General features: G+C 68.5%; 22 protein-coding genes and 2 riboswitches. Of the genes, 11 read left to right on the forward strand and 11 right to left on the reverse strand.

Going from position 1 to position 26,030, the window contains the following annotated elements:
* Positions 1 to 305 precede the first annotated feature (305 nt).
* Together AB6732_RS11460 and AB6732_RS11465 are read right to left on the reverse strand one after the other, a co-directional pair.
* Complete coding sequence (locus AB6732_RS11460; RefSeq protein WP_370960071.1) at positions 306 to 905, reverse strand: LytR C-terminal domain-containing protein; 600 nt, start codon at positions 903 to 905, stop codon at positions 306 to 308.
* A gap of 40 nt (positions 906 to 945) precedes the next feature.
* Positions 946 to 1,269 (reverse strand): DUF3263 domain-containing protein, encoded by a 324-nt coding sequence (locus tag AB6732_RS11465; protein ID WP_370960072.1) that lies wholly within the window; start codon positions 1,267 to 1,269, stop codon positions 946 to 948.
* 76 nt (positions 1,270 to 1,345) lie between these two features.
* On the opposite strand from AB6732_RS11465, the gene AB6732_RS11470 reads away from it, so the two are divergent.
* Both AB6732_RS11470 and AB6732_RS11475 read left to right on the forward strand, forming a co-directional pair.
* On the forward strand, positions 1,346 to 2,167 hold the full coding sequence (locus AB6732_RS11470) for a uracil-DNA glycosylase (protein WP_370960073.1): 822 nt from the start codon (positions 1,346 to 1,348) through the stop codon (positions 2,165 to 2,167).
* 48 nt (positions 2,168 to 2,215) lie between these two features.
* On the forward strand, positions 2,216 to 3,043 hold the full coding sequence (locus tag AB6732_RS11475) for a siderophore-interacting protein (RefSeq protein ID WP_370960074.1): 828 nt from the start codon (positions 2,216 to 2,218) through the stop codon (positions 3,041 to 3,043).
* Between the two features lie 150 nt (positions 3,044 to 3,193).
* Here the strand turns inward: AB6732_RS11475 and AB6732_RS11480 are convergent, their stop codons facing one another.
* The 6 genes from AB6732_RS11480 to AB6732_RS11505 all read right to left on the reverse strand — a co-directional run bounded on the left by AB6732_RS11480 (position 3,194) and on the right by AB6732_RS11505 (position 12,732).
* A complete protein-coding gene (locus tag AB6732_RS11480) occupies positions 3,194 to 5,053 on the reverse strand; it encodes a threonine/serine exporter family protein (RefSeq protein WP_370960075.1) in 1,860 nt (619 codons plus the stop codon).
* 34 nt (positions 5,054 to 5,087) lie between these two features.
* Positions 5,088 to 6,161: a lipid II:glycine glycyltransferase FemX gene (locus AB6732_RS11485; RefSeq protein WP_370960125.1), complete on the reverse strand. Its 1,074-nt coding sequence runs from the start codon at positions 6,159 to 6,161 to the stop codon at positions 5,088 to 5,090.
* A 210-nt stretch (positions 6,162 to 6,371) separates the two neighbouring features.
* Entirely contained in the window at positions 6,372 to 7,769 is a 1,398-nt protein-coding gene (locus AB6732_RS11490; protein ID WP_307496012.1) for an L-serine ammonia-lyase, read from the reverse strand.
* Between the two features lie 12 nt (positions 7,770 to 7,781).
* The gene (gene gcvT, locus AB6732_RS11495; protein ID WP_370960076.1) at positions 7,782 to 8,906 is read right to left on the reverse strand and encodes a glycine cleavage system aminomethyltransferase GcvT; all 1,125 of its coding nucleotides are present in this window, start codon (positions 8,904 to 8,906) and stop codon (positions 7,782 to 7,784) included.
* 33 nt (positions 8,907 to 8,939) lie between these two features.
* The gene (gene gcvP / locus AB6732_RS11500; RefSeq protein ID WP_370960077.1) at positions 8,940 to 11,828 is read right to left on the reverse strand and encodes an aminomethyl-transferring glycine dehydrogenase; all 2,889 of its coding nucleotides are present in this window, start codon (positions 11,826 to 11,828) and stop codon (positions 8,940 to 8,942) included.
* Between the two features lie 154 nt (positions 11,829 to 11,982).
* A riboswitch (glycine riboswitch) is annotated at positions 11,983 to 12,082 on the reverse strand.
* Between the two features lie 98 nt (positions 12,083 to 12,180).
* The gene (locus AB6732_RS11505; RefSeq protein WP_307496009.1) at positions 12,181 to 12,732 is read right to left on the reverse strand and encodes a TetR/AcrR family transcriptional regulator; all 552 of its coding nucleotides are present in this window, start codon (positions 12,730 to 12,732) and stop codon (positions 12,181 to 12,183) included.
* An 86-nt stretch (positions 12,733 to 12,818) separates the two neighbouring features.
* Here AB6732_RS11505 and AB6732_RS11510 point away from each other — a divergent pair, with 86 nt between their 5' ends.
* From AB6732_RS11510 to AB6732_RS11520, 3 genes are all read left to right on the forward strand, one after another.
* Positions 12,819 to 14,381 carry an MFS transporter gene (locus tag AB6732_RS11510; RefSeq protein WP_370960078.1) on the forward strand — a complete coding sequence of 521 codons (1,563 nt, stop codon included), beginning with the start codon at positions 12,819 to 12,821 and terminating at the stop codon, positions 14,379 to 14,381.
* A 281-nt stretch (positions 14,382 to 14,662) separates the two neighbouring features.
* A complete protein-coding gene (locus AB6732_RS11515; protein WP_370960126.1) occupies positions 14,663 to 15,676 on the forward strand; it encodes an agmatine/peptidylarginine deiminase in 1,014 nt (337 codons plus the stop codon).
* 121 nt (positions 15,677 to 15,797) lie between these two features.
* Positions 15,798 to 17,315 carry an APC family permease gene (locus AB6732_RS11520; protein ID WP_370960079.1) on the forward strand — a complete coding sequence of 506 codons (1,518 nt, stop codon included), beginning with the start codon at positions 15,798 to 15,800 and terminating at the stop codon, positions 17,313 to 17,315.
* Between the two features lie 224 nt (positions 17,316 to 17,539).
* Here AB6732_RS11520 and AB6732_RS11525 read toward each other — a convergent pair whose 3' ends face one another.
* Positions 17,540 to 17,989 (reverse strand): Dps family protein, encoded by a 450-nt coding sequence (locus AB6732_RS11525; protein WP_307496006.1) that lies wholly within the window; start codon positions 17,987 to 17,989, stop codon positions 17,540 to 17,542.
* Positions 17,990 to 18,056: 67 nt separating this feature from the next.
* On the reverse strand, positions 18,057 to 18,884 hold the full coding sequence (locus AB6732_RS11530) for a polysaccharide deacetylase family protein (protein ID WP_370960080.1): 828 nt from the start codon (positions 18,882 to 18,884) through the stop codon (positions 18,057 to 18,059).
* A 149-nt stretch (positions 18,885 to 19,033) separates the two neighbouring features.
* A riboswitch (glycine riboswitch) is annotated at positions 19,034 to 19,131 on the forward strand.
* A 364-nt stretch (positions 19,132 to 19,495) separates the two neighbouring features.
* On the opposite strand from AB6732_RS11530, the gene gcvH reads away from it, so the two are divergent.
* From gcvH to AB6732_RS11560, 6 genes are all read left to right on the forward strand, one after another.
* Positions 19,496 to 19,879, forward strand: a complete 384-nt coding sequence (gene gcvH, locus AB6732_RS11535) for a glycine cleavage system protein GcvH (protein WP_370960081.1) — start codon at positions 19,496 to 19,498, stop codon at positions 19,877 to 19,879.
* On the forward strand, positions 19,876 to 21,192 hold the full coding sequence (glyA, locus tag AB6732_RS11540; RefSeq protein ID WP_370960082.1) for a serine hydroxymethyltransferase: 1,317 nt from the start codon (positions 19,876 to 19,878) through the stop codon (positions 21,190 to 21,192). Before gcvH ends, glyA begins: the two co-directional genes overlap by 4 nt.
* A gap of 150 nt (positions 21,193 to 21,342) precedes the next feature.
* Positions 21,343 to 22,362 (forward strand): lipoyl synthase, encoded by a 1,020-nt coding sequence (lipA, locus tag AB6732_RS11545; protein WP_370960083.1) that lies wholly within the window; start codon positions 21,343 to 21,345, stop codon positions 22,360 to 22,362.
* Between the two features lie 14 nt (positions 22,363 to 22,376).
* Positions 22,377 to 23,192 (forward strand): methylenetetrahydrofolate reductase, encoded by an 816-nt coding sequence (locus AB6732_RS11550; protein ID WP_370960084.1) that lies wholly within the window; start codon positions 22,377 to 22,379, stop codon positions 23,190 to 23,192.
* Positions 23,193 to 23,330: 138 nt separating this feature from the next.
* Positions 23,331 to 24,365, forward strand: a complete 1,035-nt coding sequence (locus AB6732_RS11555; RefSeq protein ID WP_370960085.1) for a DUF4073 domain-containing protein — start codon at positions 23,331 to 23,333, stop codon at positions 24,363 to 24,365.
* A gap of 110 nt (positions 24,366 to 24,475) precedes the next feature.
* Entirely contained in the window at positions 24,476 to 24,991 is a 516-nt protein-coding gene (locus tag AB6732_RS11560; RefSeq protein ID WP_370960086.1) for a DUF4395 domain-containing protein, read from the forward strand.
* A gap of 108 nt (positions 24,992 to 25,099) precedes the next feature.
* On the opposite strand, the gene AB6732_RS11565 is transcribed toward AB6732_RS11560, so the two are convergent.
* Positions 25,100 to 25,870, reverse strand: a complete 771-nt coding sequence (locus tag AB6732_RS11565) for a MerR family transcriptional regulator (protein ID WP_370960087.1) — start codon at positions 25,868 to 25,870, stop codon at positions 25,100 to 25,102.
* Between the last annotated feature and the right edge of the window lie 160 nt (positions 25,871 to 26,030).

Genomic DNA, 26,030 nt, shown 5'->3' on the forward strand with positions numbered 1-26,030 from the left:
AACGGATTCATTAGCAGTCGGCACTCCGGAGTGCTAACTCAATAATTAGCACTCTCGTCTGGTGAGTGCAAGGCGTTCACGCCAGCGGCGAAACCTCAGGACCGCGCCGCCCCATGAGGCGCGACCGGGTGCGGACCCGGCGTGTCCGGCGGAAGCGGCGGGTGACCTGCCCCGCCGTCCGGGAAGCCAGAGTGGAACGAACAATCCGAACATCAGAATGTGCAGTTGCCGTCCGACGACACCGTTCACTCAGCGTCGGTCAGACGGGGTCCGCCGAATATCCGGGACAAAGATCCGGGGAGAGGTCAGGCCGCGCCGGGACCCAGCACCACGGCGAGCGGGTCCTGGAGGTTCGTAGCCAGCTCCACCCGGGCGATGCCGAGGGCGCCGGCGAGCTCGGTCGCGGACGCCTTGAGGCCCTCGGAGCTGTAGAAGACCACCGAACTCGGCTGGGCCACGCCCTGCCAGTTGCCGACGGGTCCCAGCGTCCAGCCGGCGGCGGTGACCTTGGCGCCGTAGCCGGCCGCGAGGCCCGCCGTCGTGGTGCCGTTGTACACGGACACGGGGCGCGACTTGTCCACGGCCGCCGTGGTGGTGGGCGGAGCGGACGGGGCGGTCGCGCTCGGAGAAGGAGCCGGGGCCGATGCGGACGGCTTCGCCGACGGCTTGGCGGATGGCTTCGCCGAAGCGCTCGAGGAGGCGGACGGCGAGGCCTTGGCCTCCGCCCGGGCGCCCATGGAGGGGAAGGCGAAGTACGCCACGAGGCCGATCAGCAGGGCGACGACGCCGGACGCCAGCAGGGGACGCAGCGCGGCGCCGGCGGAGGCCCTGGCGACACGGTGCACCCCGCGGCGTTCGGTGCCTTCCGGCACATCATCGAATTCGTCCCGGGCGTATTTGGTCATCGAGGCGCGTCCTCACGGAGTGGCAGGTGGTCCTACAGGTTCACGCGCCGTTGCCCAGGCGACGAGCAGTCCTGGCCCGGTGGCGCGACGTACGTAGTCTACGCAATCTCTTGACGAGCATGGGGTCATGCGCCAGAGCGGCCTGGCTGTCGATGACCTGATTGAGCTGCTGGTAGTAATGCGTGGCGGAGAGATCGAACAGTTCACGGATGGCCTGTTCCTTGGCTCCGGAGTACTTCCACCAGGACCGTTCGAACTCGAGAATCCGCTGGTCACGCTCCGACAATCCCGGAGCGGGCTGCGAGCCGTCAGGGGATCCGGGGTGGGCCGGAACACCGTCCGGCGACACTGCTGCCTCGGCCATGTTTCCTCCCTTCACCGTGCGTCCTTTCCATGATAGATCCGAAATCACAACGATGTCATTTGGCACAATCAAGGGCATGGACCAGCGCAGCCCCGCACACAGCCCCACCGGCTCCCAGGAGGCCTTCGCCTTCCCGGGCGAGGGATCGGGAACCGGAGAACACCCCCGCGACCCAGGGGCGTTCCGCCGCTTGGCCGACGAGGGCTGGGACGGGCTCGTGGAGAGCGGCGCCCTCCACCCGAGCTGGGCCGCGGCCCTCTCGCACGAAGGTCCGGCCCTGGGCTCCGTGATCCGCTGGCTCGCCACCGAGGAAGAAAGCGGCGCCCGGGTCCTCCCGCCGGCGCCCGCGCTGTTCACCGCCTTCCGGCGCCCGCTCGACGACGTGAAGGTCCTGATCCTGGGCCAGGACCCCTACCCGACGCCCGGCCACGCCATGGGGCTGTCCTTCTCGGTCGCCCCGGACTGCCGCCCGGTGCCGCGCAGCCTGGGCAACATCTTCCGGGAACTCCACGACGATCTGGGCCTCGCCACTCCGACCCACGGCGATCTGAGCCGGTGGGCGGACCAGGGCGTCCTCCTCCTGAACCGGGTGCTCAGCGTCGAGGCGGGGAACGCCGGCTCGCACCGCAGGCACGGCTGGGAGGAGTTCACGACGGCGGCGATCCGGGCCGTCGTCGCACGCAGGACTCCCGACGGGAAGCACCGTCCCCTCGTAGCGGTCCTCTGGGGCCGCGACGCCGCAGGCGTCACCCCCTTGCTGGACGGCTGCCCGACGGTGAGCAGCGCCCATCCCAGCCCTTTGTCGGCGTCGCGCGGATTCTTCGGTTCGCGGCCCTTCAGCAAGGTCAACGAGCGGCTGGCGGAGCAAGGGGCGGAGCCTGTCGACTGGAGCCTCTGAGGCTCGCTCGAGACCATCCGGGACGGGCCCTTAGGGTAGGCTCACCTCATGACTGAAACCCCCGCGCGCCGCCCGTCGAAGCCCTGGTGCACCCTCGAAGTGCTCCGTACCGAACGGGTCAGCGAACACATGGTGCGGGTTCACGCGGGAGGCCCCGGATTCGCCGGATTCGTCCTGAACGACTTCACGGACCGCTACGTCAAGATCGCCTTCCCGCGCCCCGGCGTGACCTACCCGGAGCCGTTCGACCCCGCCTGGGCGCAGGAGCACCTCTCCCCCGCGGAACAACCCGTGACCCGGACCTACACGATCCGTCACGTGGACCTGGACGCGCGGGAACTGGCCATCGACTTCGTGGTGCACGGTGACGAGGGGCTCGCGGGACCGTGGGCGGCCCGCGCGGTTCCCGGAGACCGGTTCACCTTCCGCGGACCGGGCGGCGGTTACTCCCCCAGCCCCGACGCCGACTGGCACCTCCTGCTGGGTGACGATTCGGCGCTGCCCGCCGTCTCGGCAGCCCTGGAAGCCCTTCCGGCCGACGCGCGCGGACTGGCGCTGATCGAAGTGGACACCGAGGCCGATGTCCAGGAGCTGACGGCGCCCTCCGGCGTCGAGCTCTCCTGGCAGTTCCGCCGTGGCGTGCCCGCCGGTGAGAGCACTGTGCTGGTCGACGCAGTGTCTGCGCACGAGTTCCCGGAGGGCAAGGTCCAGGCCTTCGTGCACGGAGAGCGCGGGCTGGTCAAGGCACTGCGCGACGAACTGATCAAGAGGCGCGGCCTGGACCGTAAGGACGTGTCGATCTCCGGCTACTGGGCCTACGGCCGGGTCGAGGATCAGTTCCAGGCGGAGAAGAAGACGGAGATCGGCAAGATCTGACGCACCACCAAGATCGAGTGCTCCATAGGACGCCGAAAACCCCCGGATTCCGGGGGTTTTCGGCGTCGTGCGGTGGGCCCACACCGGCGAGGGCCCCGGGGTGAGGCACGAGCCCTGGGAGCCGGTGGGGACGATCGATGAGTGGAGGGGTCAGCGGCGGCGGGTCCTGCGGCGCTCGTTGCTGGACAGACCGGACGTCAGCGGCCGGGCGAGACTGTCGCCGAGCACGATGCCCGCGGCGATCCCGAGCACCACGGCCACCGCGTTGAGCATGCCGCCCGCGCCGTTGAGGAAGTCGTCCCCGTTGATGGTCAGGGTGTACATGGACCGGAAGATCCGCAGACCCGGCAAGAGGATGAGCGCGGCCGGGACGGCGACCACCAGCTGAGGGGCGCCCATCCGCAGGGCCACCACGCGGGCGAGGAAACCGATCACCACGGCCGAGACCGCGGGTCCCATCCGGTCCCCCACGCCCACCTGGGCGATGCCCAGCAGCACGAAGTACCCGACGATCCCCACCGCCATGGTCGGGAGCACGAGCCGCACGGGCGACTGCTCCGTCACGGTGATCGCCACGAGGGACACGGCCACCAGGACCACCTGGAACCAGAAGTCGTACGCCGGAGGGAACGTCGCCGTGACGTTGATGTCCGGCATGCCCGTGAGGTTGCCCGCCACGAACGCCACACCGATGCCCGAGACGATCGCGCCGAACGTCAGCATCGCGGAAAGCAGACGCCCGGCGGCCGTCACGGGGAATCCGTTGATCGCATCCTGCACCGCGGAGACCAGACGCCCCGTGGGCAGGAGCAGCAGAATACCGCCGGCCACCACGATCGAAGGCGCGATGTTCGCCCCGAACCGCCAGAGCAACAGCGCCAGGAATGTCACGAAGAACGACGACGCCGCCGTGGCGTAGAAGTCCGGGACCCGCCAGCGCGCCAGCTGCCGGGACACCAGATCCACCACGAGGGACGAGACGAACGCGATCGACGAGGCCAGGAGGCCGCCGCCCAGGACGCCCACGAACGCGGCGGCGAACACGCCGAAGGCCAGCGTGACCATCCAGCGGGCGAAGGGTTTGGGCCGCTTGAGGATCTCGTCCAGCCGCTTATTGGCCTCCTTGCGGCTCACGCCACCCGCGGCGATGTCCGAAACGAGCTGATGCACCTCGGACAGCCCCGCGTAGTTGCTGGTCCACGAGCGCACCACGCGGAGCAGGGTGATGGGGGTCTGATCCTTCGGGGCGTAGTTGATGGACACCGACTGATTGGTGATGTCCACCTCGACGTTCTTCAGCCCCAGCGCCGCCGTGACCGCGATGATGCTGGTCTCGACCTCGAGGGCGCCGGCTCCGTACCGGAACATCGTCTCGGCCAGGCGGAGGGCGAAGTCGATCGTCTTGCGCGCCGACTCGTCCACGCCGCCCACCCTGATGGTGGGGTTGGCGTACGGGCTGCCGGCCAGCCGGTCCACGATGCTCAGCGGGGCCGTCGGGGGCTGTTCGCCGCGCACGAGATTCCGCAGCATGCGCTTGGCGGAGGTGGTGGCGCGCAGTTCGGCCGGGGTCAGCGGCTCGGTCTTGGGCAGGCCGTCCGTGGTCGGCCGGGCCTGCGCGGCCGTGGTCTTGCCGGGCCGCGTTCCGGACCGTGCGGGGCCCGCCCCGCGGCCGGGGGTGCGTCCGGGGTTGCGGGGTGAGGAGGAGCTCGCGGCGGGCCGCGCCGGGACTGGGACGGGAATGCGTCCCGTGCCGGCGCTCTGCACGGGCGCTTTCGGGACAGGCGCTTTCGGCACGGGCACTCGGGGCATCGGGCCCGCGGCGTCCAGGGGGCGGTCCGTGCGCGGAGCGGACGACGACGGCGCACCCTCCCCGGGCTGCGCCGCGCCCTCGGCGGGGCGAGGGTCGGCGGCGGGCGGCTGCGCGCCGTCGTCGTCGCCGCGTCGGGGGCTGTTCGCGGCGGACGTCGTCCTGGCGTCCGGATCGCTGCGGTGCGGCTCTCTGGCGTTCATGAGGACTCCCTGCGCTTCGGAGCCGCGGTGCGGCTCAGTAGAACTGCTGACCGGTGCGGCGGGTGTGGATCTGGCGGACCACCCGTTCACCGATCCTTGCCCACACTGTGTACTTCACGGGGCTGAGCACTTGGTCATAACATCCCACGAAGTCGGTGACAGTCTTCGAGAAGCTGGTCTTGAAGAGACCCAGGCCGTAATGCGGGTGCTCCGGGTCCTTGATGCTCGCCGCGGGCGGGGTGCCGCAGAGGTCGTATTCGGTGCAGCCGAGGGCCTTCATGTCGTTCATGGCCTGCCACTGGACCAGGTGCGAGTCACCGTACTGGTTGCGCTTCTGCAGCGACCCGCCGTCCTTGTACGTGCCCTTGTGGCCGTAGTTGATGACGAAGGCTCCCACCGAAGGCACACCGTTTTCGTGGACGAAGTACAGGTGGCCCTGCCCGCGCTCCATGAATCCGCCCCAGAAGCGGCGGAAGTAGTCGTACTCGCGGGGCCGAACGGTGGCCTTGGTCTCGAGGGTCCCGTTCATAAGCGAGTACATCGCGCGGAAGTCCTCTTCCGTGGCCTCGCCCTTGCGGACCTCGACACCCTCGCGGAGGGCGCGGCGGACCGCGTTCCGGCCGCGGGAGGAGAAGCTCTTGAGGATGTCCTCGGTCTCCGGCGAGATGTCCAGGACCACCGTGTGGTCATTGGGCTGGAGGTTCGGCGTCTTGAGCGCGCCCAGGCCGTTCAGCACGGCGCGCGAGGTGTCCGTGGCCACGAGGTCCGGTTCGATCTTGATCGCGAAGACCCCGAGGCGCTCCCGCTTCACGAACTCGGCGTTGGCGGTGAAGATCCCCGGGAGATCCTGGACGCCGGACACGTCCGGGCCCTTGATCATGTACCAGTAGCGGCCCAGGAGCGGGATGCGCTTCTCCAGCACCAGGTTGTAGCTGCTGTACTCCGCGCACTCGTGGACCACGTGCCGGATGTCCCAGCCGTAGTGCTTCTTGACCGATGCGTAGGCCTCGGACTGCAGCAGGTTGCCGCCGTTCGGGTTGGCCGTGACCAGCTCGTCCCAGCGCGCGATCTCATCGTCGGTGGCAAAGCGGGCGGTGAAGGTTCGCAAGGTCACGGCTTCCAATCCTGAGGTGGCTGAACGGCTGTCGTCAGTCTATCCGGCGGCCCCTGTCCGGATGCTGTGGAACGGGTCTCAGAGAGCCACCCGGAACGCCACAGGGCGGCGGGAATCCGCCGCCCTTCGCCGTCCCGGAGCCTTCGGCGGTTCAGAGGTGATCTTGCTCCCAGGCGTGTCCCGGGAGCGGGGGCGCGAACGCCCTCAGCACTCCACGACGTTGACGGCAAGTCCGCCCAGCGCCGTCTCCTTGTACTTGGTGGACATGTCCTTGCCGGTCTCCCGCATCGTGATGATGACCTCGTCGAGGGACACCCGGTGCGTGCCGTCGCCCCAGAGCGCCATCTTGGTGGCGTTGATGGCCTTCGCCGCGGCGATGGCGTTGCGCTCGATGCACGGCACCTGGACCAGGCCGCCGATGGGATCGCAGGTCAGGCCCAGATTGTGCTCCATCGCGATCTCCGCGGCGTTCTCCACCTGCGCAGGGGTGCCGCCCATGACCTCGGCGAGTCCCGCCGCAGCCATGGAGGACGCCGAGCCGACCTCGCCCTGGCAGCCGACCTCCGCGCCGGAGATGGAGGCCTGCTCCTTGTAGAGCACGCCGACGGCGCCGGCGGCCAGCAGGAACCTGACCACCACATCGTCCTTGTCCTGCTGGGTGGCGTTCTCCATGCCGGGTGCATAGTTCAGCGCGTAGTACAGCACGGCCGGGATGATGCCCGCGGCGCCATTGGTGGGCGCCGTGACGACGCGGCCGCCGCTCGCGTTCTCCTCGTTGACGGCCAGCGCCACGAGGTTGACCCACTCCTGCCAGTACTTGGGGTCGCGGTCCTTGTCCTCCTTGAGGAGGCGATCGTGCCAGTCGGGAGCGCGACGGCGGACGTTCAAGCCACCCGGCAGCAGGCCTTCGCGGTGGATGCTCTTCTCGACGCATGCCTCCATGACGGCCCAGATCTTGAGCAGACCCTCACGGATCTCCTCCTCGGTCCTGCTCGCCTTCTCATTGATGAGCATGATGTCGGAGATGCCCAGGCCCTTGCTGTGGCAGCGCCCGAGCAGCTCGGCGGCCGTGCGGAACGGCAGCGGAAGCTCCTTCTTGGACTCTTCCAGCTCCTGCTTGGCCTGCTGCTCCTCGCCCTCGCGGACGATGAACCCGCCGCCCACGGAGAAGAAGGTGGCCGCGTGGAGGATCTCGCCGTCGGCGTCCTTCACGGCGAACTTCATGCCGTTCGTGTGGCGCGGGAGCACGGTCAGCGGGTGCTGGATCATGTCCGCGACGCCGTAGTCGAGGCGCACCTCGCCGGCGAAGGTGACGGTGCCGCTCTCCTCGATCGCGGCGAGCCGCTCCTCCACCTCCTCCGGCAGGATCTTGTCCGGGTAGTAGCCCTCCAGTCCGAGGAGCACGGCGGTGAAGGTGCCGTGCCCGCGGCCGGTGGCTGCGAGGGAGCCGTAGAGGTCGACGGCGAGGCCTGCCACGCGGGGCAGCAGGCCGGCGTCGCGCACCTCCTGGGCGAAGACCGCGGCCGCCAGCATCGGCCCCACGGTATGGGAGCTGGACGGGCCCACGCCGATCTTGAAGAGCTCAAAAACACCAACGGCCACGGTTCTTACCGCCTAACGCTCACGCTTGTAGAAGGGCAGGGAGACCACTTCGAACGGTTCCGCCTTGCCGCGCAGATCGATGTCCAGCGCGGTGCCCGGTTCAGTGTAAGCCACATCCACGTAGGCCAGAGCCACCGGATATCCGAGGGTCGGGCTGGGCTGACCGGAGGTGACCTCGCCCACCACGACGCCGTCCTTCAGGACGTTGTAGTGGCTGCGGCCGGCGCGGCGGCCCAGGCCCTTCAGACCCACCAGACGGCGGCCCGAGGTGGTCCCCACACCGTTCTCCTTGGCGGCTTCGAGGGCGGCACGGCCGACGAAATCGCCGTCCTTGCTCTTGAGCGCGACCACGGGGCCGAGTCCCGCGGCGAAGGGGGTGCCTTCCCGGGAGAGCTCGTTGCCGTAGAGCGGCATGCCGGCCTCGAGGCGGAGCGAGTCACGCGACGCCAGGCCTGCCGGCACCAGTCCGTGGCCCTCGCCGGCGGACAGGAGCGCCTGCCACAGGGACGGGGCGGACTCGTTGCCCACGAAGATCTCGAAGCCGTCCTCGCCCGTGTAGCCCGTGCGGGCCAGCAGGAGGGACTCGCCGTTGATGGTGACCTCGACGGCGGCGTAGTACTTCAGCCCGGTGACGGTCTCGTGCTCGTCCTCCGGCACCAGGGTGAGGAGGATCGCTTCCGCGTTCGGGCCCTGGACCGCGATGAGGGAGATGTCGGCCGAGGCGTTCGTGACGGTGACGTCGAAGCCCTCGGCACGCTGCTGGAGCTCCTCGGCGACGACGGGTGCGTTGCCCGCGTTCGGCACCACGAGGAACTTCTCCTCGCCACGGCGGTAGACGATGAGGTCGTCGATGATCCCGCCGTCCTCCTGGCAGATCAGCGAGTACTTGGCCTTGCCTTCCGCGATCGCGGACAGCTTGCCCACCAGGGCGTAGTCCAGGAAGGCGCCCGCGCCGGGGCCCTCCACCCAGACCTCACCCATGTGGGAGAGGTCGAAGAGGCCGGCAGCCTGGCGGACGGCGTGGTGTTCCGCCAGCTCGGAACCGTACTTGAGCGGCATCTGCCAGCCGCCGAAGTCGGTGAACGAGGCGCCCAGTTTCTCGTGCTCGGCGTACAGGGCTGTGTGGTTCTCAGTCATGGAGTGGATGTCCTTCGGTCCTGTGCGGCGGGTTCAGTTCTCGAACGCTTCGATGGGCGGGCAGGAGCAGACCAGGTTGCGGTCGCCCGAGGCACCGTCGATACGTCCCACCGGCGGGAAGTACTTGTCCTGGCCGTGAGCGTGACCGGAGTGGTCCGGGCGGGCCGGGAAGGCGGCCTGCTCGCGGCTGTACGAACGGTCCCACTCAGAGGTCACGACGGCGGACGCCGTGTGCGGCGCGTGGCGCAGCGGGCTGTGCTCGACGCTGAAGTCGCCGTTGCGGACCTGCTCGATCTCACCGCGGATGACGATCATGGCGTCGATGAAACGGTCCAGCTCGCCCAGGTCCTCGGACTCGGTGGGCTCCACCATCAGGGTGCCGGCCACCGGGAACGCCAGGGTCGGCGCGTGGAAACCGAAGTCGATGAGGCGCTTGGCCACGTCCTCCGCGGTGACGCCGGTGTCGGCGGTCAGCTGACGGAGGTCCAGGATGCACTCGTGGGCCACGAGCCCGCCTTCGCCGGTGTAGAGGACCGGGAAGTGCTCGTCCAGGCGCTTGGCCACGTAGTTGGCGGCCAGCAGGGCGGACTTGGTGGCCTCGGTGAGACCGTCGCCGCCCATGAGGCGGATGTAGGCCCAGGAGATGGGCAGCACGCCGGCCGAGCCGAAGCGGCTCGCGGAGATCGGGGCGCCGCCGGCGCCGTTGGCCGGGTCCGCCGCGTTGCCGGGCATGAACGGCGCCAGGTGGGCGCGGGCCGCGACCGGTCCGACGCCGGGGCCGCCACCGCCGTGCGGGATGCAGAACGTCTTGTGGAGGTTCAGGTGGGAGACGTCGCCGCCGAACTTGCCCGGCTGGGCGAGGCCGACGAGGGCGTTCAGGTTGGCGCCGTCGATGTAGACCTGGCCGCCCGCCTCGTGCACGGCGTCGCAGATGTAGCGCACATCGGCGTCGTAGACACCATGGGTGGACGGGTAGGTGATCATGATGGCGGCGATCGCATCGCGGTGCGCCTCGATCTTGGCTTTGAGGTCCTCGTGGTCGATCGTGCCGTCGGGCGCGGTCGCCACGACGACGACCTTCATGCCGGCCAGCACGGCGGACGCCGCGTTGGTGCCGTGAGCCGAGGCCGGGATGAGGCAGATGTCGCGCTGCTGGTCGCCGCGGGAGTGGTGGTAGCCGCGGATGGCCAGCAGGCCCGCCAGCTCGCCCTGCGAACCGGCGTTCGGCTGGATGGACACCTGGTCGTAGCCCGTGATCTCGGCGAGATCGGCTTCGAGACCGTCGATCAGCTCACGCCAGCCGGCCGTCTGGGAGTCCGGGGCGAACGGGTGGATGGAGGCGAACTCCGGCCAGGAGATGGCTTCCATCTCGGCGGTCGCGTTGAGCTTCATGGTGCAGGAGCCCAGCGGGATCATGGTGCGGTCCAGTGCCAGGTCACGGTCCGAGAGGCGGCGGATGTAGCGCAGCATCTGGGTCTCGGAGCGGTGCGTGTTGAACACCGGGTGGGTCATGAACTCGGTGTTGCGGCGCAGGGCCAGCGGGTACTCGGCGCCGGAGGTCTCCACGGCGGAGGCGTCCGCGCCGAAGAAGGACGCGACGGCGGTGACCGTCTCCGGCGTCGTGGTCTCGTCGAAGGAGACGCCCAGGGTGTCCGCGTCGATGGCGCGAAGGTTGTAGCCGGCTTCCTCGGCGGCCGCGAGGATCGAGGCGGCGCGGCCCGGGACGATGACCGTCACGGTGTCGAAGAACTCGGTGTTCGCCGTCTGCACACCGGCGGCGCGCAGGGCGGCGTCGAAACGTGCGGCGTGGGCGTGAACCTGGGAGGCGATGGCCTTCAGGCCGTCGGGGCCGTGGAAGACGCCGTACATCGAGGCGACGATCGCCAGCAGGGCCTGCGCGGTGCAGATGTTGGAGGTGGCCTTCTCGCGGCGGATGTGCTGCTCGCGGGTCTGGAGGGCCAGGCGGTACGCCGGGGTGTCGGCGTCGTCCTTGGAGACACCGACCAGGCGGCCCGGCAGGGAACGCTCGAGGCCCTTGCGGACGGCCATGTACGCGGCGTGCGGGCCGCCGAAGAACAGCGGGACGCCCAGGCGCTGGGCGCTGCCGACGGCGATGTCCGCGCCCTGCTCACCGGGAGGGGTGATGAGGGTGAGGGAGAGCAGATCGGCGGCGACGGTGACCATGGCGCCGCGTTCCTTGGCGGCGGCGATGACCGGTGCGTGGTCGAAGACCTTGCCGGAGACGCCGGGCTGCTGTAGGACGACGCCGTTGATGGCTCCCTCCGGGAGGCCTGCGGACAGGTCCGCCACCTCGACTTCGAAGCCGAGGGCCTCGGCGCGGCCCTTCACGAGGGCGATGGTCTGCGGGAGGAGGTCGGCGTCGAGCACGGTCTTGCCGTCGGCGGCTTCCTTCGCCTTGTTGGCGCGGCGCATGAGCAGGACGGCCTCGACGACGGCGGTGCCTTCGTCCAGCAAGGAGGCGTTCGCGATGGGCAGGCCGACGAGGTCCTGGACCATGGTCTGGAAGTTCAGGAGCGCTTCGAGACGGCCCTGGGAGATCTCGGGCTGGTACGGGGTGTACGCGGTGTACCAGGCCGGCGCCTCGAGGATGTTCCGGCGGATCACGGCGGGTGTGACGGTGTCGTAGTAGCCCTGGCCGATGAGCTGGACGGCGGTCTTGTTGAGCGAGGCCAGACGGCGCAGCTCGGCGAGGACCTCGACCTCGGAGAGGGCCGGGCGCAGCGTGAGCGGGGTGGGCTGCTTGATGTCATCCGGGACCGCGGTGTTGACCAGGGCGTCGACCGAGCTGTAGCCCACGGCCTGCAGCATGGTGTCGATCTCGGTCTGACGGCGTGAGCCGATGTGGCGGTCCACGAAGCTGCCGGACTTCGCCAGATCAAGGACGGCGGAGGGATTCGTCACGAAGGAACTCCAGTGCTTGGCCGGCGAATGGTACGCCGGAACGGGATGGGCTCCTCCCCGCTCTGTGTGGGACCTGAGAGTTTTCGCACCCACCACGAAGGGCGGGCACCTGCACCGTCGGTGAGCCGGGTGACCGGCTGCTTTCCAGAGTTGCCTCGGCGCGGCGGTACGGGGGCCTGAGAGATTCCTGGGGAGGTTTTGCTCCTACGGCGCCTGCGTAATACCCGTTCGCAGGACTCTCCCGCCGCGGATCGATGGCTTATTCACTTGTGGCGGACCGCGGTGATAGCAGTCACAACGTCAATTGTCTCCCCTGCGGCCTGGGAGGGCAAACGAGCCGGGGCCGGCGGGCTCACATCTTGCCACGGACCAGCTCGAGCACCCGCAGGAGGCTCTGCACTTCGGCGTCGGTCTTGGCGCGGTCCATCTCCTGACCCCCGCCGTTCTCCAGGACCGCATTGAAGTACAGCCCGTCGGACATGTACCGCACGGCCCGCGCCAGGTCCTCGCCGAGTTCCTCCGTGAGCACCTCGAGCCACTGCTTCTGGATTCTGGCGAAACGGCGCTGGGTCTCGGCGTGGGCCACTTCGGCGAGGCGGGTCGCCGCGACGAAGGAGCGGTCCAGAGGTCCGCCGTCCCAGATGGCCTCCTTGATGAAGTAGACGCCGGCGCCTTCCGGAGCCGTCTTCATGGCTTCGATCTCCTCCTGGGCCAGGGTGTCGAAGCGGTCCAGAAGGGCGGCGACCAGCGCCTCCTTGTTCGGGTAGTGGTACAGCAGACCGCCCTTGGAGACCCCGGCACGCGCAGCCACCGCATCCAGGGTGGCGCCCCGCTCCCCCACTTCGATCAGCATCGACTCGAAGGCGTCGAGGACGGCGTTCCTGGCTACGGGCTTTCGTGACATGGCTTCCATTCTGCATGGTTCGGTGGTGGCGCGGGAGGATGACGCCCGGATTGAAACTATACAGTCCAGACGGTACAGTTATGATCATGACGACCAAGACCTTGACTCCGAACACGAGCAACGGGACGGCGCCATGGCAGAAGTGGGCGGCCCTGGCACTGCTCATGGTGCCCGTGCTGCTCGTGGCAGTGGACAACACCGCCCTCACTTTCGCACTCCCCGCCATCGCCAGCTCCTTGCAGGCGAGCGGCGTGGAACTGCTCTGGATCATCGACGCGTACCCGCTCGTCCTGGCCGCGCTCCTCGTGGCCATGGGCAATCTGGGCGACCGCATCGGGCGCCGGAAGCTCCTCATGATCGGCAGCGCCGGCTTCGGCCTGGCCTCCATCGCCGCGGCCTTCTCGCCCACCGCCGGCGCCCTGATCGCCGGACGTGCGGCCCTCGGCCTGTTCGGCGCCACCCTCATGCCGAGCACCCTGTCCCTGATCCGGAACATCTTCACGGACAACAACCAGCGCCGGCTGGCGATCGCCATCTGGGCAGCCTTCTTCTCCGGCGGCGCGGCCCTCGGCCCGATCGTCGGCGGCTGGCTCGTGGACCACTTCTGGTGGGGCGCGGTCCTCATGATGCCCGCCTTCCTGCTGGCGCCGCTCCTGGTGCTGGGCACCCGGATGATCCCGGAGTCCAAGGACAACTCGCCGCACCCCATCGACGTCCCGAGCGTCTTCCTGTCGATCCTCTCGATGGGTCCTGTCGCGGTGGCCATCAAGGAGCTCACGGTGCACGGCTTCGAGCCGCTCCCGCTGGCCCTGGCGTTCTTCGGCGTGGGCATGGGCGTGCTGTTCGTCCGCCGCCAGCGCCGGATCCCAGCTCCCATGCTGGACGTCACGCTGTTCACGAACCCGGTGTTCAGCACGTCGATCGCGGCCAACGTCCTGTCCTTCGTCTCCATGACGGGCTTCATCTTCTTCTTCTCCCAGCACTTGCAGCTGGTGGAAGGCATGAGCCCGTTCCAGGCCGGCATCACCCTGCTGCCGGCCTCCGTGGCGACGATCATCGCGGGCCTGTCCTCGGTCCCGCTGGTGCGCGCCCTGCGCCCCGGCACCGTGGTCACGGCGGGCCTCGCCCTGAGCACCACCGCCTACGTCCTGGTGGCACTCTTCGGCAACAGCGTCGGCATGCCGGTCTTCCTCCTGGCCGTCTACCTGCTGTCGATCGGCATCGGCGCGGCGGAGACCATCTCCAACGACCTGATCATGGGGTCGGTGCCGCCGGAGAAGGCCGGCGCGGCCTCCGCGATCTCGGAGACCGGCTACGAGTTCGGAGCCCTGCTGGGCACCGCGATCCTCGGGTCGATCCTGACGGCCAGCTACCAGCAGCACCTGCGGCTGCCGGCCGGGCTGAGTGAGGCCGACGGCCACGCGGCGAAGGAGACGCTCGCCGGAGCGATCGACGTCGCGCACCGCGTGGGCGGCGAGCTGGGTCATCAGCTCACGACGACGGCGCAGCACGCCTTCGACTCGGGCGTCACCCTCACGGCCACCATCGGCGCCCTGCTGATGGTCAGCGTGACCGTCGCCGCGGCGATCGGCCTGCGGAAGGTCCCTCGCGCCACCAAGGAAAGCCGGCAGGAGCGTCCCGGTCACTGACCGGCTCCTGCGCACGACCGGTCAGTCTGGGGAGGCTGACCTGGGCCGGAGTCACCTCCGGCCCCTGGGGAGAAGCGCCCCGGGCGCCTGCCAGTGAATCCGCTGGTCAGACGCCCGGGGCGTGCCGCCCGCCGTCGACGGCTTGCCAAATGTGAAGCGCACCACCCATACTAAATGAACATTGTTCATTTTTGTGGCCCTCCTCACAAGCTAGCCATCACACATTGGAGTCTGACGTGGCTGACGAAACCACTCCCGCCGACAACGCCCAGCGCTGGGTCATGCCCTCGGAGACCGCCGAGCAGGAACGTCTCTGGATGGCCTTCCCGCACGAGGGTTACACCCTGGGCGAGACCGCCGAGGACGCTCACGCCGCCCGCACCACGTGGGCCGCCGTGGCGAACGCGGCCGTCCGCTTCGAGCCGGTCACCATGGTCGTCGACCCGGCGGACACCGAGATCGCCGCCCAGTACCTGGACCCGCGCGTCGAGGTCGTCACCGCCGAGCTCAACGACGCCTGGATGCGCGACATCGGCCCGAGCTTCGTCCTGGACGCCGAGGGCCGCCTCGGCGCCGTGGACTGGGTCTTCAACGGCTGGGGCGCCCAGGACTGGGCCGCCTGGGACAAGGACTCCGAGATCGGCGCGTTCGTCGCCGGACAGACCCCCGCAGAACTGATCTCCTCCCCGATCGTCAACGAGGGCGGCGGCATCCACGTGGACGGCGAAGGCACCGTGCTCCTCACCGAGACCGTGCAGCTGGATCAGGGCCGCAACCCCGGCGCCACCAAGGAGCAGATCGAAGCCGAACTGGCCCGCACCATCGGCGCCACCAAGGCCATCTGGCTGCCCCGCGGCCTCACTCGCGACTCCGAGGAGTTCGGCACCCGCGGCCACGTGGACATCGTCGCCACGCTCTCCTCCCCCGGCACGGTCCTGGTCCACCACCAGGAGAACCCGGACCACCCCGACTACGAGGTCTCCCAGGAGATCATCGCGCTCCTCAAGGACAGCACGGACGCCGCGGGCCGCACGCTCACCGTCATCCCGGTGCCCGCGCCGGCCACTCTCACCGACGAGGAGGGCTTCGTGGACTTCAGTTACATCAACCACGTGGTCCTCAACGGCGCCGTCATCGCCTGCTCGTTCAACGACGCCAACGACGCCCGCGCCGTCGAAGCCCTCTCCGCCGCCTACCCGGGCCGCGAGATCGTCACCGTCGACGCCCGTGAGCTCTTCGCCCGCGGCGGCGGCATCCACTGCATCACCCAGCAGCAGCCTCGCGCCGCTCGCTGACCCGTCGCGCCGGGCCCCCGCCCGGCCCGGCCAGACCCGCCCTTCCGGGTCGGCGGGCAAGCCCTCACCGGCCTGCCCGTCGCGGCGACGCTGCCGCCTGGCCATGCACAGAAAGCCACCCATGGAACAACATCACCCCCGCAGCGCCCACCAGGATGTGGACGGCAAAGGGCTCAAGTCCGGTCAGCTCGGCCTGCTCGCGATCGTCGTCATCGGCCTCTCCACCATCGCCCCCGCGTACACCCTGACCGGCGCCCTCGGCCCGACGGTCCAGGAGGTCGGCGCGCAGCTCCCCATCATCTTCGTCATCGGCTTCATCCCGATGATCCTGGTGGCCCTGGCGTACCGCGAGCTCAACACCGATTCCCCGGATTCCGGCACCACCTTCACCTGGAGCACCAAGGCCTTCGGACCCTGGATCGGCTTCATGGGCGGCTGGGGCCTGCTCGCCGCGAACATCATCGTGCTGTCCAATCTGGCGGGCGTGGCCGTGGACTTCTTCTACCTCTTCCTGGCGCAGGTCACGGGCGTGGAGGGGCTGGCCGATCTGGCGGGCAATCAGTGGATCAACGTGGCCACGTGCCTCGTCTTCGTGGTCGCGGCCGTGTGGATCAGCTACCGCGGCCTGGAGACCGCCAAGAACGTCCAGTACGTCCTCGTGGGCTTCCAGCTCCTGGTGCTCGGCCTCTTCGCCATCATGGCGATCGTGAACTGGGAGAACTCCGGCCAGGGCATGGCCTTCTCCTGGGACTGGTTCGACATCACCAAGGTGGACAGCTTCAGCGCGATCACCGCCGGCATCTCCCTCTCGATCTTCGTGTACTGGGGCTGGGACGTCTGCCTGACCCTGAACGAGGAAGCCAAGGACGGCCGGAAGACCGCCGGCAAGGCGGGCACCATCACGGCTCTGTCCGTGCTGGCCATCTACCTGCTGGTCGCCATCGCCTGCATCATGTTCGCCGGCATCGGCGAGCAGGGCTTCGGCCTGCGGAACCCGGAGAACTCGGGCAACATCTTCACGGCACTGGCCTCGCCCATCATGGGCCCGCTCGCCATCCTGATGTCCCTGGCCGTGCTCTCCAGCTCGGCTGCGTCCCTGCAGTCGACCTTCATGTCCCCGGCCCGCGGCCTGCTCGCCATGGGACACTACGGCGCGCTGCCCAAGTCGATGGCCAAGGTCGACCCGGTGCACTTCACCCCGGCCAACGCCACCGTCGCGGCGGGCGTGATCTCGTGGGGTTTCTACGCGGTGATGCACATCGTGAGCCAGAACGTCCTCAATGACACCATCCTGGCCCTCGGCCTGATGATCTGCTTCTACTACGGCCTCACGGCGTTCGCCTGCGTCTGGTACTTCCGGAAGACCCTGCTGGCCAGCCCGCGGAACTTCCTCCTGCGCGGCCTGGCGCCCGTGGTGGGCGGCATCATGCTGTTCGTCGTCATGATCCAGACCGCGGTCGACTCCTGGGACCCGGCGTTCGGCTCCGGGACCGCCGTGTTCGGTGTGGGCCTGGTGTTCGTGGTGGGTGTGGGGATCCTGCTGCTCGGCGTCGTGGTGATGTTCGTGATGTCCCGTAAGCGGCCCGAGTTCTTCCGCGGGCAGACGCTGAAGATGGACACCCCGGCCCTGGTGGACTGAGCCGCCTGGGACCGGAGCCCGGGTTCGGCTGCTGATCCGTTCTGCTTGCTATCCCCGCGCGGAGTTGAATGCTCACGCCGCTGGCGGGGCGCGGGGCCCCTTTACGCAAGCTGCCACGGATCAGTAGCCGAACCCGCGCGGTAATGTGTGGCTCAGACACGATGACGGCGCCGCACCCCGGGAGGGTGCGGCGCCGTCGTCGTCCCGTCCGTGTCAGCGGGCTGTCAGGGCTTCATGTTCTCCGCGCCGATGAGCCAGGCCTGCTGCTCGAGTCCCTCGAGCACGGTGTGCAGGAGGTCCGCCGAGGTGGGGTCCTCCTCGTCCACCTGGTCGTGGACCTTGCGGGTGGTGCCGACGGTGGCGTTGATGGCCGCGACGATGCGGTCGATGGCGTCGTGCGTGGAGATCAGGCCCTCGGGGAACGCCGCGAGGTTGGTCTCCTTCTCGACGGTGACGCTGCGGCCGTCCGGGACGGCTTCCAGGGCGCGCATGCGCTCGGCGACGTCGTCACTGAGGTTGCGGGCCAGGTCGATCAGGACGTCCAGCTGGAGGTGCAGATCGCGGAAGTTCGGTCCCACGATGTTCCAGTGGGCCTGCTTGCCCTGCAGGTGCAATTCGATCAGGTCGGTCAGCACGGCCTGGAGATTGGCCGCGAGCGTGGGTGATGCCTTCATGCTTCCTCCTGTGATGTGAATTGTTCCGTACTCCGACGCTATCCCACTTCGGCGGTGGCGGGAGAACTCAGATTCCGAGTAACTCCTCCAGGCGGACCACGGTCAGTCCGGAGGCCTTCTGTGCTTTGTGGAACGCCGCGAGGTCCCGTTTGAATTCCGGCCGGAAGTGCATGAGGCAGATGTCACCCGGGCGCAGACCGTTGCCCACCTGATAGTCCATCCGGCCGGCGTTGGCTTTGCACTCCCAGTCGATGACGGCCTTGAGTCCCGCGGCGGCCACCGCGGTGCGCATGGCGTTCGAGTAAGCCCCGCCGGGCGGGCGGAAGAGCGTGGGCGTGGTGCCGTAGTGGCGCTTGATGTAGGCCTGCATCCCGGTCACCTCGCCGAGCTGGTACTCGTAGCTCTCATTGACCATGGAGGTGTTGTGGCTGATGGTGTGGTTCTGGATGCGGTCGCCGCGGGCCTGGAACTTCTTGAAGAAGTCCGGATTGCCCGCGATCGCGCTCTTCGTCAGGAACAGGGTGGCCGGGTAGCCGTACTCGTCCAGCAGGTCGAGCGACTCCTGGGTCTTGACCACGCCGTCGTCGATCGTCAGGAAGACCACCGGCTGCTTCGTCGTCACCCGGGTGATGACCGGCGCCAGGCCGTTCTGCACGGGCGGAAGCCTGAAGTCACCCGCAAAGGTCTTGCGGGGTGTGGGGGTAGAGCTCGGCGCCAGGCTCGGCGAAGGAGCGGCCGACGTCGTCGTTCCCCCGCCTGAGGACGGCGCAGGGCTGCCGCTCGTCTTCGCGCCAGGCGGGGCCGACGGTGAGTCGGCGCAAGCCCCCAGCAGCGGTGCCGTGGCGGCTCCCAGTGCCAGCAGGGCCGCGCGGCGGCTGATGGATGAATCCGGCATGACTGATGGAGCCCCCCTACGATGATGTCGAGCTGATCATAGATCCCGAAGGTGTCAAAAACCTGCGTCGAATCGTCGGAGTTTTGCGCATGACCAGTGATTACGGATATCGTGTGAGCCGCATCACCGGTAGGTGGTGCGGACGCTGTTGATCCGCGGCGGGAGAGACCTCCCGGCACGCCGGGCAGGCGCCGTAGGAGCAAACCCTCCCCGGGAATCTCTCAGGCACCCGTACCGCCGCGGCGAGGCAACTCTGGAAAGCAGCCCGGTCCGCCGGGCTCACCGACGGTGCAAGCGGGGCCCTTCAGCCCGCGGAATCTCTCAGGTCCCATACAGAGCGGGGAGGAACACCTGTCATCGTGGCGCCCTCGCGGCGCCTAAGCCGAAGGGTTCCTCATGTCCGCCGGACCGACCGTCCTCCCTCACCCGGCCTGGAAGGGCACACCTCACCGTGGCCACTCCGTGCTGCTCGGGGAAACGGCAGCAGGACACCCTTCCTCAGCGATGCAGTCAGCGCGGCCCCCACACTTCGTCCTCCGCCCTCCCGGGCTGCCGGACGAACCGGGCCGTGACGCCCAGCGGATGAGCAACAGCGGAAAGAGGTAGTGAAGATGAGCAGAGTGGACGCCGGCCTGAGGTATTCGGCCGAGCACGAGTGGGTCGCAGCGGACGGGGAAGGCGCGGTGCGCGTCGGCATCTCCGCGGTGGCGGCGGATGCCCTGGGGGACATCGTCTATGTGGACCTGCCCGAAGCCGGCACGGTCATCACCGCCGGGGAGACCTGCGGCGAAGTGGAGTCCACCAAGTCAGTGTCCGATCTGTACGCTCCGGTCTCGGGCGAGATCACCGCGGTCAACGCCGCGGCATCGGACGATCCGGCCCTGATCAACAGCGACCCGTACGGCGAGGGCTGGCTCTTCACCGTGGCGGTCACCGCCGAGGGCCCGCTGCTGTCCGCCGAGGAGTACGCCGCGGCCAATGGAGGCGAACTGTGAGTGCCGCCGTCACCGAGTACGAGCAAGTGGTCCCGGCGTCGCTGAACGCATCCCTTTCAGAGCTGGACCCTGAGGTCGCGGCGAAGATCGACGACGAGCTGCACCGCCAGCGCGAGGGCCTCGAGATGATCGCCTCGGAGAACCACACCGCGTTCGCCGTCATGCAGGCCCAGGGCTCCGTCCTGACCAATAAGTACGCCGAGGGATATCCGGGCAAGCGCTACTACGGCGGCTGCGAGCACGTGGACGTCATCGAGCAGCTCGCCATCGACCGGATCAAGGGCCTCTTCGGCGCCGAGTTCGCCAACGTCCAGCCGCACTCCGGCGCCCAGGCCAACGCCTCCGTCATGCACGCGCTCATCAAGCCCGGCGACACCATCATGGGTCTGAATCTCGCCCACGGCGGCCACCTCACGCACGGCATGCGCATCAACTTCTCCGGCAAGCTCTACAACGTCGTCCCGTACGGCGTCCGCGAGGACACCCACACCGTGGACATGGCCGAGGTCGAGCGTCTGGCTCAGGAGCACCGGCCCGCCCTGATCGTGGCCGGCTGGTCCGCTTACGCGCGCCAGCTGGACTTCGCCGAGTTCCGCCGGATCGCCGACTCCGTGGGCGCCTACCTCATGGTGGACATGGCGCATTTCGCCGGCCTCGTGGCGGCGGGGCTGCACCCCTCGCCCGTGCCGCATGCCCACGTCACGACGTCCACGACCCATAAGACGCTGGCGGGGCCACGTGGCGGCATCATCCTGTCCAACGACGTGGACATCGCCAAGAGGATCAACTCGGCCGTGTTCCCCGGTCAGCAGGGCGGCCCGCTGGAGCACGTCATCGCGGGCAAGGCAGTGGCCTTCAAAATCGCGGCGTCCGAGGAGTTCCGTGAGCGCCAGGAACGCGTCCTGGCGGGTGCGCGGATCCTGGCCGAGCGTCTCACCCGGACCGACGTGGCCGACAAGGGCATCTCCGTGGTCTCCGGCGGCACCGACGTGCACCTGGTGCTCGTGGACCTGCGCGATTGCGACCTGAACGGCCAGCAGGCCGAGGACCGCCTGGCCGCCATCGACATCACGGTCAACCGCAACGCCGTCCCGTTCGACCCGCGTCCGCCGATGGTCACCTCGGGCCTGCGGATCGGCACCCCGGCCCTGGCCACGCGCGGCTTCGGCGAGGAAGCTTTCCGTGAGGTCGCGGACATCATCGCCGAGGCTCTCATCGCCGACGACGACGCCGACCTCACCGGCCTGCGGGACCGTGTGCATGCGCTCGCCACGGCCCACCCGCTGTACCCGGGCGTGAACGGCCTCAGCTGATCGTCGCCGGTGCTGCGTGGACGGGGGTCCGCGCAGCACCGGAGGCTACGCTGTTCCGACCGTGTTTTTTGCGCCACCGCATCACTCACGCCACCGCATCACCGGCCGCACCGCTTCACCCGCTTCACCCGACGACGAAGGACCCGTGCTGTGACTCTTGTCCCCGAAGGCCGTAAACTCCTGCGGATCGAACAACGCAACGCCGCGACCCCCGTGGAACGCAAACCCGACTGGATCAAAGCCAAAGTCCAGATGGGACCCGAATTCGTCGGCCTGAAAAACCTCGTCAAAAAAGAAGGCCTGCACACCGTCTGCGAAGAAGCCGGCTGCCCCAACATCTTCGAATGCTGGGAAGACAAAGAAGCAACCTTCCTCATCGGCGGCTCCGAATGCACCCGCCGCTGCGACTTCTGCCAGATCGACACCGGCAAACCCTCCCCCCTGGACCGGCTCGAACCCACCAAAGTCGCCCGCTCCGTCCAATCCATGAACCTGCGCTACGCCACCGTCACCGGCGTCGCCCGCGACGACCTCGAAGACGAAGGCGTCTGGCTCTACGCCGAAACCGTCCGCAAAATCCACGAACTCAACCCCGGCACCGGCGTCGAACTGCTCATCCCCGACTTCTCCGGCAAACCCGACCACATCCAAGCCATCTGCGACTCCGCCCCGGAAGTGTTCGCCCACAACGTCGAAACCGTCCCCCGCATCTTCAAACGCATCCGCCCCGCGTTCCGCTACGAACGCTCCCTGGACGTCATCACCCAAGGCCGCACCCACGGCATGGTCACCAAATCCAACCTCATCCTCGGCATGGGCGAAACCCGCCAAGAAATCTCAGAGGCCCTGCGCGATCTGCACGAGGCCGGCTGCGACCTGATCACCATCACCCAGTACCTGCGACCCTCCGAACGGCACCTGCCCGTGGACCGCTGGGTCAAACCCCAGGAATTCGTCGACCTCGCCGACGAAGCCGAACAGATCGGCTTCCTCGGCGTCATGTCCGGACCCCTGGTCCGCTCCTCCTACCGCGCCGGACGCCTCTGGGCCACCGCCATGCGCAAAAAAGGCCGCGACATCCCCGAAAACCTCGCCCACATCGCCGACGGCATCCAAGACTCCGGCACCACCCGCCAAGAAGCCCGCACCCTCATCGCCACCCAAGCCTGACGGGATCGACTGACATGGAAACCCCGGAAGCCGGCATGCTGTCCATACATCTCGAGGTCATCCCGACCCCCGGCATCGTGGAGGCGGCGCGGAAGGCCGTGCCGCCGTCGTCGTCCGGATCGATCAGCGTCACCTGCCTGCCTAAGCACGGCGTGGAGGCCACACTCGCGGTGGCCACGGAGCTTGCTCGGAACGGTTACCGGGTGGTGCCGCACCTCGCGGCGAAGGGGTTGAGCAGCCGGGAACGTCTGCTCCGGGTCCTGGAGGAATGCGCGGACGCGGGGGTCACCGAGCTCTTCGCGGTGGGCGGCGACGCCGGCACTCCCGCCGGGCCGTACGCCGACGGTGAGGCGCTGCTCCGGGACATCGCGGAGCTGGGCGGCGGGCGCTTCACGGTCGGCGTGGCCGGGTATCCCGAAGGGCACCCGGGGATCCCGGATCACGTGCTCCTCGAGTCCCTGCGGCGCAAACAGGAGCACGCGAGCCGGGTCGTGACGCAGATGTGCTTCTCGGCCGAGAGAATCGGCGACTATGTGGCAGGGCTCCGCCGCGAGGGGGTGGACCTTCCCGTCCGGGCGGGTGTGGCCGGGGCGGTCCCCACGGCACGGCTCGTGTCCCTCGCCGCGAAGATCGGAGTGGGGTCGTCCCTCCGGTTCCTCAGCGGCAAGGCGTCCCTGGCCCGGAATCTCCTGCCCGGGAACCGGTACGCCCCCGAGGAGATGATCAGCCGGCTCAAAGCGCTGCCCGGAATCGACAGCGTGCAGCTGTACACCTTCAATTCCCTCGACGGACTCCCGGCGCCCGGCTCCGGAAGCGACCCTCACGCCTGAACCGAGGCGCGACTCGCAGTACCGTTCACGTCGCGTTCACCCAGCTGTATAGACAAGTGCAATCAAGAAGCGAATGCCCTTCACTTAGCCTTCCTATCGTGGAATCGACCACTCCCCCAGTGAAGGATCCACTCCGCCATGAAACCCCTCACCCGCCGCACGGCGATCGCCACCTCCCTGGCCGGGCTCGCCGCCGTGGGCACCGCATCGGCAGCGCAGGCCGGCAGCACGTCCGCACCCGCCACGTCCGGCTGGGGCCGGGCCCGCAGCGTCTTCTCCGTCATCAGTGACATCCAGGGTGATCTGCACGATTTCGCCATGGCCCTGCAGGACATCGAGACCACCAACCCCCGCACCCGCAGCGCCGGCCTGGTGATCAACGGTGACATCACCCCGCGCGGCTACGACTTCGAATACACCGACGTCCGCAAGGTGCTGGACTCCAATCCGCATCCCCGCAACGCCCACTGGGTGATCGGCAACCACGAGTTCTACGTCCCCAAGTGGCTGAACCCCACCACGCTCCGTCAGGACACCTGGCCGAACGGGTGCACCGAAGAGAAGCTGTACAACAACTTCTATGACTTCACGGGCCGCAAGAAGGTCTACACCGAGGTGGACCTGGGCGGCGTCCCGGCCCTCCTGCTCGGCACCGAGAAGTACATGCATTACCACGACAGCAAGCTCTGGGACGAGGTGTGGCTGAGCGACGAGCAGTTCGCCTGGCTCGAGTCCCGCCTGGCCTATTACGCCCGCCGACGCAAGCCCGTGATGGTGTTCTGCCACCACCCGCTCCCCAACACCGTCTCCGGCACCCGGAACGCGCTCTACAAGGGCGACTACCTGCAGGCGGACCGGCTCCTCAGCATTCTGGGCCTGTACAAGAACGTGTTCTTCTTCAGTGGCCACACCCACTGGGACCTGAACCTCTCCGACTGGGCGGTGCGCCGCGTGGTTCCGGGCACCGGCAATCCGGAGGGTTTCATGACCGTCAACACCGGCGCCATCCAGACCCTCTGGGAGGACGACGGCCACGGCGGTGAGCGCGCGCTGGATCCCCTGGAGGCCAGCGGCCTGCAGGTGGAGGTCTCCCACGACTCCGTGCTGCTCCGGGCCCGGGACTACCGACGCCGGCAGTGGATCAAGGAACTGCACGTCCCGCTCTCCTTCTGAGCTCTTCTTCCGAGCGGTCCGGGCCTCTGGCCCACCCTGAATGACGGCCCGCCCGTCGCATGGAGCAATAATGCTTCCGTGCGCGGGCGGGCCGTCCGTAGTCTGGCAGGGTGACCACTTCCACCAGCTCCGGATTGAAGCGGCTGTTCGCGTTCCCGAACCCGGTGAACGAGTACGCCGCACGCTCCACCGCGGGGATCATCGTGGTGCTGAGCGTCGTCACCCTGATCCTCGGCCTGACGGCCGGCTGGGGCTGGCTGCTCTGGCTCATCGCCCTGGGCTTCTGGCTCCGGGTGGCCGGCGGCCCACGGTACTCTCCCGCCGGACGCCTCGCAGTGCACGTCATCGCCCCGCGCCTGGGCGCACCGCGTCTGGTCGCCGGCCCTCCGAAGAGGTTCGCCCAGACCATCGGCGCCGTGCTCTCGACCGCCGCGGCCATCTTCTGGACCGTCGGTCTCGCCCCGGTGGCGTGGGTCCTGCTGGGCCTGCTGATCGTGGCGGCGTCCCTCGAATCCTTCGCCGGGTTCTGCCTGGGCTGCTGGATCTTCGGCAAGCTCCAGAACGCCGGCGTCATCCCGGAGAGCGTCTGCGAAGCCTGCAACAACATCTCATTGCGCCGGGTCTGAACGCTTCGCGATCCCCCTGGCCGCACGCCGCCACCTGAACGCGGAACGGGCGCCCTCCTGAGGTCCAGGAGGGCGCCCGTTCGTCATGTGGCGGCGGGGAGCGGCCGCTCAGGCGTCCCGGCGCTCCACATAGACGCGCAAGGCGTCACGCACGAATTCCGCTCCGTCCTGCCCGCCGTAGTTCGCCGCGAATCGCGGGTCCGCCACGTACATCTCGGCCAGGCCGAGCAGGTACTCCTTCGGAGCGCCGTCCGGATGTCCAGGCGTCCCGGGGATCCCGGAGAGCCAGGCATCGTGCCGTGCGGCGAGAGCTTGCGCCTCGTCACTCGCCGGGTCGACGCCGCGGCCCGCTGCGGCTGTCCAGTCGGCGCCCAGCCGCTGCTGGCGTTCCTGCCAGGCTCGCCGCCCGTCCTCGCCGAGTCCGCGCCACCAGGCGTCCGAATCCGCGTAGGCCTTGGCGCCCCAGCGCTGCTCGACCTCTTCCTTGTACTGCGTGTGATCGAATCCATCGAACATGTCCTGTGCCATGAGCCGACCACCTCCTTTCACTTGCCTGATCGTGTGCTCCACCGCCTGGATCTGGCGGGCGAGCCGTGCCTGGTCCTGCCGCAGCAGCTCTAGGTGCCGGCTGAGGGCATCCGCCTGATCGGTCTGCCGGGACAGCACTTCACTGATTGCCGGCAGGCCCAGTCCCAGGCCGCGGAGCAGGAGGATCCTCTGCAAAGTGACCAGGGCGTCGCGGTCGTAATGGCGATAGCCGTTGTGCCCCACCCGGCTCGGCTTCAGCAGCCCCACCTGTTCGTAGTGCCTCAGCGTGCGGCTGGTGGTCCCGGCCATGCGGGCCACTTCCTGGATGCTCCAGTCCTCGTTGTCCTCCATGATCACCAGCGTAGAAGTTGACGCAGCGTCAAGGTCAAGCAGGGGATGTCAGACGCTCGACGGCGGCGCCGGCAAAGCGTCAGGCGCCGGCCTCCTCGTCATCCTGGCGCTCAACACGAGAACGGGGAAGTGAGCACATGGCTCACTTCCCCGTTGACGC

Origin of the sequence: Arthrobacter sp. RCC_34 (genome assembly GCF_041360795.1) — a bacterium.
Taxonomy (GTDB): domain Bacteria; phylum Actinomycetota; class Actinomycetes; order Actinomycetales; family Micrococcaceae; genus Arthrobacter_E.

Excerpts from the sequence above, each read along its gene's own strand:
- AB6732_RS11460 (WP_370960071.1), bottom strand. The coding sequence starts at position 905 with ATGACCAAATACGCCCGGGACGAATTCGATGATGTGCCGGAAGGCACC.
- AB6732_RS11465 (WP_370960072.1), bottom strand. The coding sequence starts at position 1,269 with ATGGCCGAGGCAGCAGTGTCGCCGGACGGTGTTCCGGCCCACCCCGGA.
- AB6732_RS11470 (WP_370960073.1), top strand. The coding sequence starts at position 1,346 with ATGGACCAGCGCAGCCCCGCACACAGCCCCACCGGCTCCCAGGAGGCC.
- AB6732_RS11475 (WP_370960074.1), top strand. The coding sequence starts at position 2,216 with ATGACTGAAACCCCCGCGCGCCGCCCGTCGAAGCCCTGGTGCACCCTC.
- AB6732_RS11480 (WP_370960075.1), bottom strand. The coding sequence starts at position 5,053 with ATGAACGCCAGAGAGCCGCACCGCAGCGATCCGGACGCCAGGACGACG.
- gcvT (WP_370960076.1), bottom strand. The coding sequence starts at position 8,906 with ATGACTGAGAACCACACAGCCCTGTACGCCGAGCACGAGAAACTGGGC.
- AB6732_RS11505 (WP_307496009.1), bottom strand. The coding sequence starts at position 12,732 with ATGTCACGAAAGCCCGTAGCCAGGAACGCCGTCCTCGACGCCTTCGAG.
- AB6732_RS11510 (WP_370960078.1), top strand. The coding sequence starts at position 12,819 with ATGACGACCAAGACCTTGACTCCGAACACGAGCAACGGGACGGCGCCA.
- AB6732_RS11515 (WP_370960126.1), top strand. The coding sequence starts at position 14,663 with ATGCCCTCGGAGACCGCCGAGCAGGAACGTCTCTGGATGGCCTTCCCG.
- AB6732_RS11520 (WP_370960079.1), top strand. The coding sequence starts at position 15,798 with ATGGAACAACATCACCCCCGCAGCGCCCACCAGGATGTGGACGGCAAA.
- AB6732_RS11525 (WP_307496006.1), bottom strand. The coding sequence starts at position 17,989 with ATGAAGGCATCACCCACGCTCGCGGCCAATCTCCAGGCCGTGCTGACC.
- AB6732_RS11530 (WP_370960080.1), bottom strand. The coding sequence starts at position 18,884 with ATGCCGGATTCATCCATCAGCCGCCGCGCGGCCCTGCTGGCACTGGGA.
- gcvH (WP_370960081.1), top strand. The coding sequence starts at position 19,496 with ATGAGCAGAGTGGACGCCGGCCTGAGGTATTCGGCCGAGCACGAGTGG.
- AB6732_RS11550 (WP_370960084.1), top strand. The coding sequence starts at position 22,377 with ATGGAAACCCCGGAAGCCGGCATGCTGTCCATACATCTCGAGGTCATC.
- AB6732_RS11555 (WP_370960085.1), top strand. The coding sequence starts at position 23,331 with ATGAAACCCCTCACCCGCCGCACGGCGATCGCCACCTCCCTGGCCGGG.
- AB6732_RS11565 (WP_370960087.1), bottom strand. The coding sequence starts at position 25,870 with ATGGAGGACAACGAGGACTGGAGCATCCAGGAAGTGGCCCGCATGGCC.